The sequence below is a fragment of the Carboxylicivirga litoralis genome (assembly GCF_025499605.1).
Lineage (GTDB): Bacteria > Bacteroidota > Bacteroidia > Bacteroidales > Marinilabiliaceae > Carboxylicivirga > Carboxylicivirga litoralis.
The window spans coordinates 44,512-59,947 of sequence record NZ_JAFMVC010000018.1 but is presented as its reverse complement, the minus strand read 5'-3'; the positions used below and the strand labels follow the sequence as shown (position 1 = coordinate 59,947).

Annotated in this window: 13 protein-coding genes; 2 read left to right on the top strand and 11 right to left on the bottom strand. The window is 38.8% G+C overall.

Annotation, left to right across the window (positions count from 1 at the left end; genetic code table 11):
- Window position 1: 1 nt before the first annotated feature.
- The 5 genes from J1N10_RS15420 to J1N10_RS15400 all read right to left on the bottom strand — a co-directional run bounded on the left by J1N10_RS15420 (window position 2) and on the right by J1N10_RS15400 (window position 6,637).
- Window positions 2-1,414 carry a triphosphoribosyl-dephospho-CoA synthase gene (locus J1N10_RS15420; RefSeq protein WP_262327624.1) on the bottom strand — a complete coding sequence of 471 codons (1,413 nt, stop codon included), beginning with the start codon at window positions 1,412-1,414 and terminating at the stop codon, window positions 2-4.
- Complete coding sequence (gene citF, locus J1N10_RS15415; protein ID WP_262327623.1) at window positions 1,414-2,967, bottom strand: citrate lyase subunit alpha; 1,554 nt, start codon at window positions 2,965-2,967, stop codon at window positions 1,414-1,416. Before citF ends, J1N10_RS15420 begins: the two co-directional genes overlap by 1 nt.
- Before the next feature lie 11 nt (window positions 2,968-2,978).
- Entirely contained in the window at window positions 2,979-3,872 is an 894-nt protein-coding gene (locus J1N10_RS15410; protein ID WP_262327622.1) for an HpcH/HpaI aldolase/citrate lyase family protein, read from the bottom strand.
- Between the two features lie 6 nt (window positions 3,873-3,878).
- Window positions 3,879-4,169, bottom strand: coding sequence for a citrate lyase acyl carrier protein (citD, locus tag J1N10_RS15405; RefSeq protein WP_262327621.1), 291 nt, complete (start codon window positions 4,167-4,169; stop codon window positions 3,879-3,881).
- A gap of 329 nt (window positions 4,170-4,498) precedes the next feature.
- Window positions 4,499-6,637, bottom strand: a complete 2,139-nt coding sequence (locus tag J1N10_RS15400) for a S9 family peptidase (RefSeq protein WP_262327620.1) — start codon at window positions 6,635-6,637, stop codon at window positions 4,499-4,501.
- Window positions 6,638-6,913: 276 nt separating this feature from the next.
- Between J1N10_RS15400 and J1N10_RS15395 the strand changes: the two genes are divergently transcribed.
- Both J1N10_RS15395 and J1N10_RS15390 read left to right on the top strand, forming a co-directional pair.
- Entirely contained in the window at window positions 6,914-7,348 is a 435-nt protein-coding gene (locus tag J1N10_RS15395) for a hypothetical protein (protein WP_262327619.1), read from the top strand.
- A 64-nt stretch (window positions 7,349-7,412) separates the two neighbouring features.
- Window positions 7,413-10,508, top strand: a complete 3,096-nt coding sequence (locus tag J1N10_RS15390; protein ID WP_262327618.1) for an ATP-binding cassette domain-containing protein — start codon at window positions 7,413-7,415, stop codon at window positions 10,506-10,508.
- A 34-nt stretch (window positions 10,509-10,542) separates the two neighbouring features.
- Here the strand turns inward: J1N10_RS15390 and J1N10_RS15385 are convergent, their stop codons facing one another.
- The 6 genes from J1N10_RS15385 to J1N10_RS15360 all read right to left on the bottom strand — a co-directional run bounded on the left by J1N10_RS15385 (window position 10,543) and on the right by J1N10_RS15360 (window position 15,314).
- Window positions 10,543-10,923 carry a DUF1987 domain-containing protein gene (locus J1N10_RS15385; RefSeq protein WP_262327617.1) on the bottom strand — a complete coding sequence of 127 codons (381 nt, stop codon included), beginning with the start codon at window positions 10,921-10,923 and terminating at the stop codon, window positions 10,543-10,545.
- A 16-nt stretch (window positions 10,924-10,939) separates the two neighbouring features.
- Window positions 10,940-11,488: a SiaB family protein kinase gene (locus J1N10_RS15380; RefSeq protein ID WP_262327616.1), complete on the bottom strand. Its 549-nt coding sequence runs from the start codon at window positions 11,486-11,488 to the stop codon at window positions 10,940-10,942.
- 152 nt (window positions 11,489-11,640) lie between these two features.
- Window positions 11,641-12,564, bottom strand: a complete 924-nt coding sequence (locus tag J1N10_RS15375) for a serine O-acetyltransferase (protein WP_262327615.1) — start codon at window positions 12,562-12,564, stop codon at window positions 11,641-11,643.
- 2 nt (window positions 12,565-12,566) lie between these two features.
- Window positions 12,567-13,091: an ATP-binding protein gene (locus J1N10_RS15370; RefSeq protein WP_262327614.1), complete on the bottom strand. Its 525-nt coding sequence runs from the start codon at window positions 13,089-13,091 to the stop codon at window positions 12,567-12,569.
- The gene (gene pnuC, locus J1N10_RS15365; RefSeq protein WP_262327613.1) at window positions 13,081-13,689 is read right to left on the bottom strand and encodes a nicotinamide riboside transporter PnuC; all 609 of its coding nucleotides are present in this window, start codon (window positions 13,687-13,689) and stop codon (window positions 13,081-13,083) included. The genes J1N10_RS15370 and pnuC overlap by 11 nt, the downstream gene beginning before the upstream one ends.
- 32 nt (window positions 13,690-13,721) lie before the next feature.
- Window positions 13,722-15,314 carry a S41 family peptidase gene (locus J1N10_RS15360; RefSeq protein WP_262327612.1) on the bottom strand — a complete coding sequence of 531 codons (1,593 nt, stop codon included), beginning with the start codon at window positions 15,312-15,314 and terminating at the stop codon, window positions 13,722-13,724.
- Window positions 15,315-15,436 lie beyond the last annotated feature (122 nt).

Below are 15,436 nucleotides of genomic sequence, written 5' to 3'. Positions count from 1 at the left end.
ACTATTTTTTAGCAAATTCAGTCTTACAATGACACAAAGTTATAGTTAATGCTAATAGATCCGCCGATCCACCCGGCGATATTTTTGAAGTATTACACCATTGCACCAAGTCATAATAAGGTTCTTTATCACCACTCTCCCACGCTACTTTTGCCTGACCAGCTTTTTGCTTTATCGCTTCCAGCACCTTTACATCGTGGCGAAATAGAATATTTGTATCGTTATTAAGCGACATAACCTTCAGCAAAACAGGCACCAATAGTTCATTTAATTCAACATCTGTATATGATGAAAATGGCTTTTTTATCCGCTCCTGTAACAATGGTAAAGCGTGGTGAAGCACAGTTGGCAATCCCTGCTCTGCTTCTCCCCTGGCTCCGGCCGCCTGTAAGCCGTATTTCTTAAAACACTGCTGACCATGAGTTAATTCTGCATCATTGCCAACCAGGCACAATTCCTTTTGCACCATACCACGCGTTATTTGCTGAATAATAGAAGATAACGCATTGATTTTTAAACACCCATTTTTTTTAACAACTCTGGTAACAGCAAAACAAACCAATGCCATCAGAAAAATAGCCCCCTTATGCGTATTGACATCACCAGTTGCCTCATACATGGCCGCTTCCATTTTAAGGCCAATGGTTCTGATTTGTGGTAATGCTTTAGCTACATCAGCACCATCAAAAGACAATGCAAAGTTGTTAATCTCTATAAAATACGGCGATAAGGCTGCTATTGAATTAATAAAGCTAATAAAATCCATATCGGTATGAGCCCCGGCTGAATTCCGGCAAACCAATCCCGGCTTGGGATTTAAAGCCACTTCGTGCAGAAGACCACTAATTGCATAAGAAGCCACTTTATTCACCAAATCTGCCTGCTTCTGTTGTTCTATAAACTTATTTATAGCATCAAGCATGGCCTGTCTCACCTCTTCAATCGTATGCCGCTTCGTCTTTCTGCATTCTTCAGCAGCATAATGGCAGATAAAACAGGCTTTTGCTTTTCCGGATGAAACAGGATGACCGTCGGATGCCAATACATCCAAATCAACAATTCGTCCCAATTTAAAATAGCCTTCAAACGCCTCGGTTATTGCTTTTAAATCATTTTTGTCAATTTGTTCCTGCTTAAAAAGATAGAGAACAGCATCGCCAGCCACATCGCTTAAAATCTGTTTCGTTTGCCATTTACAATTCGGATGATGACTCAATAGGAAAATGCGAAAAGCTTTATCAACCTCCTTAACAAATTCAAAAAGTTGAGCATTTGACTTCGGAAGACCAGGGATATTGAGCTGCAACGACACTAAATGAAAGCCATCAGCAATCATCTTCAACTTGTCATCTTGTCGCTTTTCCCTGGCGTTCAAAAGTTGAGCAAATATTTCCGCTTCCTGCAATAGTTCCATTACTCTTTCACTTGACGAATAACATCGATAACAGTTCCATCGCGGTACTCAACAATGCCCACTATTCGGTCGGTTGTTTCAATTGGTTTAGCTAAGCCAGTAATACCTTCCACCTCGTTGGCCAAAGCTTCTATATCTTTTACTTTAATGCCAGCGGCTTCCAGGTTAGCCTTCAACTCAGGGCGTTGAGGATTTACACAAATACCACGTTCAGTCACCAGCACATCAATACTTTCACCTGGTGTAACAATGGTGTGCACTTTCTTTTTCACAATTGGAATTCGACCTCGGAACGATGGACAAACCACCACTGTTAAAGTAGCTCCAGAAGCAGTGTCGCTGTGTCCTCCTGATGCGCCACGCACATACCCTTCAGAACCAGTTATCACATTCACATTAAAATTAGTATCAATTTCCAAAGCTCCCAATACAACAATATCCAGCTTATTGGTCATACAACCACAATTAAATGGATTAGCATATAATCCGGCTGGAATTTCAATGTGGTATGGATTCTCCATTAAAGAAGAACTCACAGCTGCATCAAATGACTGCACATCGAAAATAGAGCTGAACAATCCTTCATTAAGCATATCAACACCGTATGAAGTGACGCCTCCTAACAAGAAACTGCCCTTAATAGCACGTTTCTTCATAATTTTCCGAATGTACTTGGCCACAGCTAATGAAGCTCCTCCTGCTCCAACCTGGAAACTAAAACCTTCTTTCAATTCGCCAGAGCGTTCAATCACCTCAGCAGCTAGTCGTGCAATTTGCAAATCCATTGGCGCTTTAGTAATACGTGTTGTTCCTCCCGCAATCTTAGATGGGTCACCAATGGAATCCACTTTAACGACATAATCAATGTAGTTTTGCGTAATTGACTGTGGTACACATGGGTAATCCACGATATTATCGGTCACCACAATGACTTGTTTGGCATACCACGAATCAATAGCAGCATAGCCCATAGAACCGAAAGCCGACTTACCATGGGCTCCTGTGGCATTTCCCTCAATATCAGATGCCGATGCCGCCAAAATGGCTAAATCAATCTTAATTTTACCCGTATGAACGCTTCGAACACGACCTCCATGCGAGTGAATTACAAAAGGCTTTGGTAACACACCTTCGGCAATGGCTCTTCCCAACTCGCCACGGATACCGCTGGCATAAATCTGCGTTATGGTTCCATCTTTAAAATAAGGTAGAATAGGATCATGCGCAGTTGTCAAACTACTTGCTGCCAATGTGATATCCTTAATGCCTAATTCGGCTAATATTTTAATCGATTCGCAAATTAAATTATCCCCCCCTCGCAAATGATGATGGAACGAAACTGTCATACCATCCTTTGGATTGGATTTTATGATGGCCTCACGCAATGATTCACACATTTTGTTGGAGTGTGGCATCTTAGCTTTGTTAGGCGGTGGCACTGTTTTTTCCTCCATCCAGCCTTTCTTAAGCTTGGTAAATGAGCCTTCAAATGGTTCGAGCTTTCCAACTCCGGCCAGCTCCTCGGGTATATCTATATTTACTTTATTTTTCACAATAGTCAGAATTAAAGTGATTCAACATCAATATCAGCCATTTCCAACACACGTAAAGCACGTTGAACAACGGGTGCATCAACCATTTTACCATCAACAGCAAACACACCAATACCTTCAGCTTTATTGCGCTCAAAGGCTTTAACGATTTTAGCTGCTTTCCGAATCTCCAGCTCAGTAGGTGTAAATACCTCGTTAACTATTTCAATTTGGCGCGGATTGATAATGGCTTTACCCGTAAAACCAAGCTTTTTGATGTACTCGGCTTCTTCGCGCAAGCCGTCTTCATTTTCCACATCCACGAAAACAGTATCGAAAACATCAATTTTACAGGCTTTGGCCGCCATCACAATCTGCTTGCGGGCATAATCGATGCCAATGCCATCATTGGCTTTCACCAATTGCATATCGGCTGCCAAATCCTGTCCGCCAATGGAAATAGCATCAATACGCGGTGAAAATTTTGCGATGTCGTAAACATTTTGCACACCCAGAGCCGTTTCAATCATCACATGTACTTTCATCTGGTCGTGTGGTAGCTGATGCTCGTCTTCAATTCGCTCTATCACGGTGATAATGCGTTCAATCTCCTCTAAAGTTTCAACCTTTGGCAAACGAATCGCATCAGGCTGTAAGGGTACAATCTGCTTTAAATCTTCTAAGCCAAATGGTGTATCAATATGATTGACACGAACCGTCACTTCGCAGCCTTCGTAAGAAATATATTGGAGCATGTGCGACACTAAAATTCGCGCTGCATCTTTTTGATTTAAAGCAACGGCATCTTCTAAATCGAGCAAAACGCCATCGGCACCATAAACACTCCCTTGTTGTAGCATAGCAGGGTTGTTGCCAGGAATGTAAAGCATGGTGCGCCGCTTAAATGTTGTTTGTTTCACTTGCATCTCTTATCAGTTTAAGGTTCCGGTTTGTAGTTGGGCAGCTCTCTTTAATGCCGTCTCTAACCTAGCCGAAACGGTTGGTGGCAACGCACCTTTATCGTTGATAATTAAACGAACATCAGCAATCGCGAACTTATCTAAATTAGCATGAATCTGTTTTAGTAAATCCTCACCAAATTGCTGCATTACAATGGACTTGAGTTCAATCAGTCGACCTGCTCCTTTTTCAACAGGTTCAACCATAACCAGTATGTCGCTTGACTCAAAACTACCAGCCTGTGCTTTTTGTTTTAGTTCCATATTTTACCATTAAAGAAAATTTTCATCAAATATTGAATATTATCTGTAAATAACCTAGTTAGAACAATGGTTCTATAACATGTTTTCACTTTACACACAATAACAGACAGCCCATCTCCCTCTATACCTGGTTATTATATTAATAAATGACTTTTATCAAACACCTCAAAAAACAACATAGAAAACTGATTTTATGACAATTGCAATCACACCCACATTCTTCCTAAAATATTTGTTTAAGCGATGAAAAATCTTTTCTTTGCTTGACACTAAAAAAGCCTGGCAAGAATACTCTTACCAGGCTTTTACTATTTTTAGTAATACGATTACTATAAGAAATCATCGAAATACCGCGTCACCTTTTCCATTAGATGGATGCGATCTTTTCCTCTCACGTTATGTTCATGACGTGGATAGGCGAAATAGTCAATTTGAACTCGATTCTTCACACATTCGCGGGCAAAAGTTAAACTGTGTTGCCAAACGACCACCGGGTCAATTGCTCCATGAATCACCAATAATCGACCTTTCAAGTCCTTAACCTTTAGATTAAGATTAGCCTGTTCATAGCCTTGCGGATTTTCATCTGGCATATCCATGTAACGCTCGCCATACATAATTTCGTAGTATTTCCAATCGATAACTGGCCCACCAGCCGCTCCAACCTTAAACACTTCAGGATGTTGCGTCATCATCGAAACAGTCATAAAACCACCATAACTCCAACCATGCACACCAATGCGTTCTGCATCGACGTACGACAATGACTTTAAGTATTCAATGCCCTGCATTTGGTCCTCTACTTCTGGTTGCCCCAATTGACGGTGAATAGCTTGGGCAAACTCTTTTCCACGGTATGAGGTTCCTCTGTTATCCAGTGTAAAGGCGATATAGCCTTTTTGAGCCATATATAACTGCCATCCGCGCACACCGCCTAACCAGCGGTTTTGAACCATTTGAGAATGAGGGCCTCCATATACATATACAATAACCGGATACTTTTTTGTTGCATCAAAATCAACCGGCAATACCATTCGGGCATTTAAATCAAACTGACCATCTTTCGTCTTCAACTTTAACAACTCCACTTTACCAGTTTCAATGCCTTTATACGGATTTTCAACAACTTGTAATGTACGAATGGTTTTTCCGCGAGTATCGTTCAGCTTTGTTTTAGATGGCACATTTAATGACGAGAAAGTCGTTAACGCATAGCGACCATCTTTGCTAATTTTCACACGGTGCACACCTGCTTCGCTTGTTACTCTAGTCATTTTGCCCGATGCCAGACTCACCTTGTAAACATGACGCTCCAACGCTTCTTCTTTAGTCGACTCTATAAATATGAATTTATTGGCCTTGTCAAAACCTAGTACATTGGTTACTTCCCAATTACCTTTGGTTAATTGTTTTTTCAACTGACCATTTGAAGAATAAATGTATAAATGATTAAACCCATCTTTCTGACTTTGCCAAATAAAATCGCCATTCTTACCCGGAATAAATAAAGCCGGATGCTGCGGTTCTGTCCAACGATCATCTTTTTCCTCAAATAAGGTAGAAACGTACTCACCAGTAGCGGCATCATACTTTTTCAATTGCATATGATTCTGCCCCCGGTTAAGCTCAGCAATAAGAATAAACTTATTATCCGGAGTCCAGCAAACATTGGTAAAGAAGCGGTCTTTAGGCGCTCCTGTTTTTAAATAAATGGTCTTTTTAGAGGTCACATTATAAACACCAACCGTTACTTCGTGGCTGGCCATTCCGGCCATGGGGTATTTAATGTTCTCTACCTTGGCCACACGTTCTTCCACATTAACTAAAGGATAATCACTCACCATCGAATTATCCTCGCGATAAAAAGCAATTGCAGAACCATCAGGCGACCAAAAAGTACCTTTATTGATACCAAACTCATTGCGATGAACAGTGTGTCCAAAAATGATATCATTACCCTCATTACCTGCAACTAAAACAGTTTCATCATTTTCGCTTTTTAAGTATAAATCATTACCAACAGTATAAGCTACTGTTTTGCTCCTTTTGTTTAAATCAAAATTAGCACCCTTTGAATCACGTCCTACAAACAGCTCCACTTTGCCACTAGGTTGATTAATTGTATAAAAACCATCTTTACCTGTAAAAGCAAATTGAGTCGCTGAATCCCAGGTTAATCTGGGCAGACGTCTTAATTCTCCATACCCCTCTTTTTCTAAAACCTCGTTTAACCACTTAATGTCAAAAGCGAAAGTTTCAGCATCGGAATTAAACGATTGCACAAACACCGAATCGTTACGTTGAATAACCAACTGATTGGCATCACCTTTAAAATTAACGTTTAATGCCCGTGGATAATAATTATAAAATGTCTTACCACCATGAATAACATCCTCAATAGTTAATTGGGCATTTGTTGTGGCTATGGAAAGAACAACCAACAGCAACAATAAAACTCTCTTCTTCATTCTCATTTATTTAGTTATTTTCATGTACGTCATAATTATATTAACAGCTATGTGTTAAATTATTAAATGCATAGTTGACAAAAATATATTAACTAAACAATGAGATAAGTAATTAAATGCACCATAGCAATGGTCACAGTGTCATTTTTAAACAATAATCAAGACCAAACTATTTTATTTTTATTTTTTTTCATCAACAGCGGTTATAATTGACAACTTTTAGATATCTTTCTGAAAATTTTGAACCTGTTAAATCTCAATAAAAGCATATATACAATGAAGCGTTCGGTAGTTTTATTTTTATTAGCTGTATTAGCATTAGTATCTCCATTAAAATTAAATTCACAGGAAGACGTTTTATTTTCAAATTGTATTAACCAGCTCAAATCTCCATTTGTAGCCAGTGGCCAGCCTTTTAGAGCATTTTTAACCGGAACCGAAGTTGCCGAATTTCACACAACATTTTTCTCTGGCAGCATGTACCGTGTCGTTGCTTCGAGCCATCAGGATAACAACATTTTATTTTCAATTTACGACAAAGAGCGCAATCTACTCTTCTCAAACGAGCATCACGAAGCGGCTGGAACCTGGGATTTCAAAATCGAAGGTTCGGTTGAATGCATTGTAGAGGCCCGATTAAACCCTGAAAAATCAACCTCGGGAATAGCCATGCTAATGATTGGGTTTAAAAGCTTAGAGGAGATGAATTAATTTCATAATCATCTTGGTTAATTGGTTAAATACTAACCTCGCGGAGGTTATTTTATAAAGTAGGATGAGTGAGGAAATTTTAAAAGCCCTGATACAACTATTTGCGCTCATCGCATTTCCTCGTACTGAAATAAAGTCGCGACGATTCATTGTCAAATCTTTTCTTAACCAACAACTTAACAACCGATTAGTAGAAGAATATCTTCAGTTATTTGATCGCCTACACGAAGAAAATGAACAACGCTTATCCGACAAGGGTAAGTTTCGAAAAAGACATTCGGCCAGCTCGGTTAAAGTGCTTAAGATTGCTACCGAAATCAACGAAGCCTTAACGTATTACCAAAAATTAATTGTTCTGATTCAGCTAACTGAATTTCTGAACATTGATATTGGCATGAGTGAATATGAGCGAGAGTTTATCGAAACAGTTGCTCAAACCTTTAATATTCCAGAAGAAGAATACCACTTAATCAACAACTTTATCACAAGTCCTTTTTCAGAATTACCCGATTCGAGAAATGTACTTATTGTGGATAACAAACCATACCACGACAATGCAGCTTTCAGGCACTTATATTGGGATAACCTAAAAGGTGAATTGCGTGTTGTGCGCCTTAAATCAGTCAATCTTTTTGCGTTTCGCTTCAGAGGTAATATGGATTTAAGCATGAATGGCCAGCTGATAAACGAAGGCCGTGTTCAAATTCTCAACCCGGGGAGTTCCCTTCGAAACAAACTGATTGACACCATCTTTTACAGTGATGTTTTTGGCCAGTTCATTGGTGACAATACAGATGATGCCATTGATTTTCGTTGCGTTAATGTTGAATATCATTTCAGTAAAAAAGCCATTGGTCTGCACAAAACATCGTTCGCCTCCAAATCGGGAAAACTGGTTGGTATAATGGGATCCAGCGGCGCGGGAAAAAGCACCTTAGTGAATGTGCTGAGCGGTATTAACACTCCCACCAAAGGTCAGGTTTATCTTAACGATATTGATGTTCATGACAATATCGATCAAGCAAAAGGCTTAATTGGTTACGTGGCACAGGACGATTTACTGATGGAAGATTTAACAGTGTATCAAAACCTGTATTACAATGCCAAATTGTGTTTTGATAACCTTCCTGAATACCAGATAAAACGAAAGGTTTTGAAGTTACTCAGCTCTCTGGGACTTTATGAAATTCGTTTTATGAAAGTAGGCAGTCCGCTGAATAAGAAAATTAGTGGCGGCCAACGCAAACGACTAAACATTGCCCTCGAATTAATTCGCGAACCATCGATATTATTTCTCGATGAACCAACATCTGGACTTTCTTCGCGCGATTCTGATAACATTATCGACCTACTGAAAGAACTATCAATCAGAGGCAAACTGGTTTTTGTAGTTATCCACCAACCTTCATCGGACATTTTTAAAATGTTTAACCAGCTATTGGTTTTAGATACTGGTGGTTACCTGATATACAATGGCGATCCTGTTGAAAGTGTCAATTATTTTAAGGCCTGTATCAACCATGCCAACCGCGATGAAAGTGAATGTCCAACCTGTGGTAATGTTAATGTGGAGCAAATCCTCAACATCGTTAATTCGCAAATATTGGATGAATATGGGAACTTCACACAAACGCGACGTGTCGATCCGAAAGAATGGTACGATTTGTTTCACGAAGGGTGGGATTCGCACGAGCCTCCGGCTTCAGAACGTTCGACTTTACCAAAGATAAGCTTCCAAATACCTAATCGACTGAAACAGTTGTTTATTTTTATGAAGCGCGACATTGCTTCGAAACTATCCAACAGGCAATATCTGTTGATTAACCTGCTGGAGACACCTGTTTTAGCTTTGTTGCTTGCTTCCATTATTCGCTACTACGACGTGGACAATGCCACTGATTCGGTATATAGTTTTGTAAAAAATCCGAACATAACTGTTTACATAATCATGTCGGTTATTATTGCATTGTTTGTGGGCTTGACGGTAAGTGCCGAAGAAATTATCAGTGACCGAAAAATTCAAAAACGAGAATCGTTTCTTAACCTGAGCCGTCTGAGTTATTTATGCTCAAAGTTTTTTATACTCTCAGGACTTTCAGCCATTCAGTCGGCACTATTTGTTCTCATTGGCAATTACATTATTGAATTGAATGGCCTGTTTTGGCATTACTGGCTTATACTTTTCAGCAGTTCGGTATTTGCCAATATATTAGGACTCAATATATCAGATACCTTTAAGAAGACGGTCAACATTTACATTATCATCCCATTTCTAATCATTCCACAATTGATTTTAAGTGGAGTATTTATCAGTTTTGATCGCTTGAATCCTTCCATTTCGAGCCCTGAAAAAATACCATTCTACGGTGAAGTAATTACCGCGCGGTGGGCTTTTGAAGCATTGGCCGTTGCGCAGTATATGGAGAACGATTTCGACAAACAATTTTACAGTTACGAAAAGCTAAAAAGTCAGGCTAAATACAGAAAAGAATTCTGGATACCGGCACTCAATATTCATCTTTCAAAAGTGAAAGCCTACACTCAATTTAACGAAGCTATAGATCAGCAAAAACTCAATTATTCGGTCGATTTGATTAACGCAGAGCTACAAAAGCACTTTGAACAATATCCAGAACGTTCAGCTCAACCCTACCAACTTTCAAGAACGGTTAAAGCTCACGAGATTGATTCGGTTAACTTCTATCTATTTCGTTTAAAGGAGTATTATAAAACACTATATAACCAAGCGGATATTAAGCTGGACGGAAAAATAAAAGACCTCACAAATACCGAAGAACGCAGAGTTGCCTATATAGATGCTAAAAAGAAGTACCACAACGATGATCTGGAACGTTTTGTAACCAATTCAAACAATTTCTTTTCCAACAAAATAATTGAGTACAATGGTGCGCTGTGGCAAAAAATTGACCCTATTTACCAGGATCCGGAGCCAGCTTTTTTAAAGGCTCATTTTCTGTCGCCTAGCAAAAAGGTAAATAACGCCCACGTGAGCACCTTTTATGCCAATACCATAGTCATATGGGTAATCAATATTATTTTATTTATTATGCTATACTTCAGAGCGCTGCCTAATTTATTACGACTCCGCACTTTGGTTAAATGGTATTTTAAAGACAGAAAAAAAGCTGATAAGAACTAATCCTTACCAGCTTTAAAATATCATTAGAAAGACTTTATTCTTCCATCTCAATCATTTTAAAAGGGATATTAATTATCGACTGATAGTCTTCACCCGCCTCAAACATATCCTCATCATCTTCTTCATAATACCAATTAATCTCCACCGGATTTCCTTTTTTATGAATCAGCTCAAGACGTTTAAAAATATCCAAAATACATTTAGATGAACTTGTATTAAAATACTCTAATTGGATGTTGACGTTGGTTTCTTCAGAAGGTGCATCACCAAACTTCTCAAGCCAATCAATTATCGGCTTGTAAAACTCAACAGAATTTTCGGGAATAGAACGGCCCTTAATTTCAACCACTCCATTTTCCCCATCCAGTCTTACAAATGGTGTTTTTGGACTTCCTTCACGAATAATTGTTTCCATACTGGTAGCTATACGGTTAACTAATGTATACATCTAGCGAGAAAAAGATGTATTCATCATCAAATTGATAAAAATAATACTCTAATTTATTGCCTGTTTTCCTAACGATATCGAGCATTCCAAGGCCTCCCCCTCCTTTTTCTGAAAACTCATCGTTATTAAGTATATCCCTGTATAACAAGCGAACTTCTTCGTCTGACAGGGAGTTTACCTGGTCAATTCGGTCTTTAATATAATTTAATTTTTCCTTTTTCACAAAATTGCCCGTTGAGATACGGTAAAAGGTGCCATCTTTGCTTAAAATAATAATTCCAAAATTACTACTTTGCTCAACTGGTGCGGATGCTGGCGGAAAGTCAACATGGTGATATAGGTTTTGAAGACTCTCCACAAAAACATTGTAAACTTTCTTTCGAACACGATTCTTTTCATTCTTCATGTTCAGACTGTTTTCAATGGATTGCAAAGCCTCTGAAATTAAGTCTGGCGTAATACTTCCGTTATACTCCAGAATAACTTCACCCTGTTTCTTCTCTAAATACCAGTTTTTTAATTCAAATGCCATCCCAATGGTCTAATTGCCTACAAATATAGAAAAATTATGTTTTTCCCTTCGGGCACAAGTTTACATTAAATACATCAGTTTTCCCTTAAATGATTCAACTATTTGGTAAAGCCACCGTAAATACTGATAAAAACAACATTTTAGTTGACCATTTAAATGCCACCGCCTTCGGCATATAATAAATCGCGTGGTTTAAATTGAACAATTTTTGAATCAGGCGCAATAGTACTGGTCACCCACACATTACCTCCAATCACCGAATTAGCACCAACAGTAATTCGACCTAGTATAGTTGCCTGGGCATAGATAACCACATTATCTTCTATAATTGGATGACGAGGAATGCCTTTTATCGGATGGCCATTCTCATCCAAAGGAAAGCTCTTCGCTCCAAGCGTTACTCCCTGAAATAACTTAACGTTGTTACCAATAATTGAAGTAGCACCAATTACAACACCTGTTCCGTGATCAATACTAAAATACTCACCAATGGTAGCACGAGGATGAATATCAATACCCGTCTCAGAATGTGCCATTTCGCTAATCATACGTGGAATAAGAGGAACGCCAATCACTAACAAGGCATGCGCCATCCGATAATTAGTAATAGCTCTGATGGCTGGATAGCAAAAAATGACTTCCCCTCTGCTTTGAGCAGCAGGATCACCCACGAAGGCAGCTTCCACATCCGTTGTGAGTACACGCCTGATTTCAGGTAATTGACTTATAAACTGACTGGCAAAATCATGTGCCAGGCTTTTTCGCTCACCCAGATCAAAGCCTTCAGGTTTATCACACATAAAACAAAGACCGGCGAATATTTGATCCACCAATAAACTATAGAGTTTTTCGGTGTTAACACCAATGTAATAACTCACACTATCGGGTCTTATTGAACTATTACCATAATAACCCGGGAATATAATTTCGCGCGAGAGGTTGACAATTTCTTCTAACGCCATAATTGATGGCATTTTATGATCCTTAAAGGTTGGATGACAAACACCTTTGTAACTCTGCTCTTGCGAAAGCTCCTCAATTGCTTGCTTTACTTTTGAAATATGGTCGGGAGTCATTGTTATAAAATTTGGTTAATATGGTTTATGGCTTGTTGGTAGCGCTCGTGGCCCTGGCCTTTAATTATCTGGTATGTAAAATTATACATTTTTAGTTCAAGCTCATATTGTTCAAATAAATACATCCGCTTTGCTTCATTTTCACGAATTCCATCGGCTACCCATTCAAGATCAGGGTAACACAATAGGTGTAAATCAATTTTCACTTCCGACAGAAAGTGTTCAACCCATTCTGGCACCCTATGATACACTTCTGATAACCACACTTTTGTAATTATTAAAAAGGTATCAAAAACAATTAGGGACTGATTTAACTCACAAGCTTTCCAGTAAGATTCGATCTGATACTTAGCAATTTTCACAACATCATCGTAAGTATATGAACGATTAAGCCCCTCAACATAATCCCGCGCATATTCCGGTTCCCAACGAGCTCCATATTCCTCACTTATATGTTTAGACAATGTCGATTTAGCCGTTGACTCAGGCCCGGTAAATACAATAATTTTAGGGCGTTTATTCTGCATTATGAACCATTAATCGTTTCCACTCCATATACCCAACCACAGCACCAACTGTATAAACTAAGAATAAAAAGCTATAAAAATATAAACCTTTGTATAGATACATGCCCATGGATAGTGTATTAATGCCTACCCAAAACAACCAATGATGAATGTATTTTCGAGCCAAAAGCCAGGTAGCTATTATTGAAGCTGCCGTTGTTAAGGAATCTAAATATGGCAAATCAGAACTGGCGATATCAACCATTGCTGGAATATAAAGCAATGCACCTAGTAAAAGAAAATAGACCATACTTCCAACAACTGTTAATTTAGCCAGTAGTTGCCATCTGAGTCCTTTAATAGGAACCGATGTTTGCTCGCCATTCGTTTGTCCACTTATCCAGTACCACCAGCCATAAATACTGATAATAACATAGTACAGCTGTAAACCCATATCGGCATATAAAGCAGACTGGTAGAAAACAATAAGTGAGACTACGGATGCAACTATTCCCCAAGGCCATAACCAGGCTTTTTCCCGAATCGAATAAAACAAATAAATTAGCGAAGCGACCGTGCCGGCCACTTCAAAACCATAACGATAAATAAAATCTATCATTCAACTACTAATAACTTGGTGAGAAATTACAATTATTTCAGGTACTGTGAATAATCTCTTTTCGATTCTACAATTTCGATGGCCTTATTATACGTTTCAGAAATTGGATTAATCGATTGGAAGTACTCCGAAGAAGAGAACAAGTCGCGGGCAATTAAAGCTTTTAACTGCGCTTCGATTAATGGTCTGGATATTTCCAATTCATCTGCATTTTTCTCAACATCTTCTTTTTCACCTTCACTGATCAACATTTCAATAATTTCATCAGAGATCGCGAATTCTTTATCAAAAGTTTTATAGTCCACGTATTGATTCTCAAGCTTATCACGCCTTCCATCAACATAATTTAAAACTATGCGGTTAACAGCTCCACTTGCCACTAAATCACGGTAATAATCGGAATACATACTCGTATCTACCGCTATAAAAACATCGGGCATTATACCGCCACCGCCATAAACTGTGCGACCTGATACTTTTGTTTTATATTCCAGCGTCTCATCAAAATGGATACTGTCTGCATTTGACAGCTCTCCGTGTAAATATCGCTCACCTAATTCGTTATGATAAGCATCAACACCATTGCCATAATCCTTTTGAATACATCGACCTGCCGGCGTGTAATATTCGGCTATAGTTAAACGAATCATTGAACCATCAGGGAAGTCAAATGGACGCTGAACCAAACCTTTACCAAAACTACGGCGACCCAATACCAAACCTCTGTCCCAGTCCTGAACGGCTCCGGATACAATCTCGCTGGCTGAAGCCGAGCCTTCATCAATCAATACAACCAAATTACCTTTTTCAAACAAGCCTTTTTTACGAGCGTGATGATTACGACGTTCACTATTTAAACCTTGGGTATACACCAATAATTTATCTTTATCCAACAACTCATCTGCAATATCAATAGCTGCTTTTAAATAGCCTCCTCCGTTGCCTCGTAAATCAAGAATCAGATTTTCATATTCATCCTCTTCCAGCTTCTCCAATGCCTCAACAAACTCATCGTGCGTGTTTAAGGCAAAACGTGAAATCTTTATATAAGCTGTCTTGGGTGTTGCCATATAAGCCGCTTCTACACTGTACAATGGAATTTTATCACGTGTAACTACAAATTTAAGCTCTCCATCAGCTCCTCGTCGCAAAACACTTAGGTTAACTTTTGTACCTTTCTTTCCTCTCAGGTAATTAAAAACATCGCTGTTTTTTATACCAACACCTGCCACATTTTCTCCATCGATACCTACAATACGGTCGCCAGCACGGATACCAACTTTCTCAGATGGTCCACCAAGAACGGGATTAACGACCATTAAGGTATCATCAAGAATATTGAATTGTATACCAACTCCTTCGAAACTACCATCCAATGGTTCGTTCATAGCTGCCACTTCATCGGCTGAAATATAAACCGAATGTGGATCAAGGCTTTTCAGCATACCAACTATGGCCTCTTCAACTAACTCTTCATTATCAACCGAATCAACATATAAAGAATTAACCAATTGATAAGTTAATTGTAATTTCTGAATGTTTTTATCATAGACCTGTGCATTGGTAATCAATACACTTAAAGTAAAAGCAAGGCTTAAAATCAAACTCTTCTTAAATCCCATCATCTCCGTTTTAGTTATGTGCTACGCCATTTTTGCAGCAATTAGTAAAATGTCATCTGCAATAAATGTGACCTGAACTATAAAGATAAACAAAGGCCGGAAAGAAAAAGTTCCTCCGGCCTGAT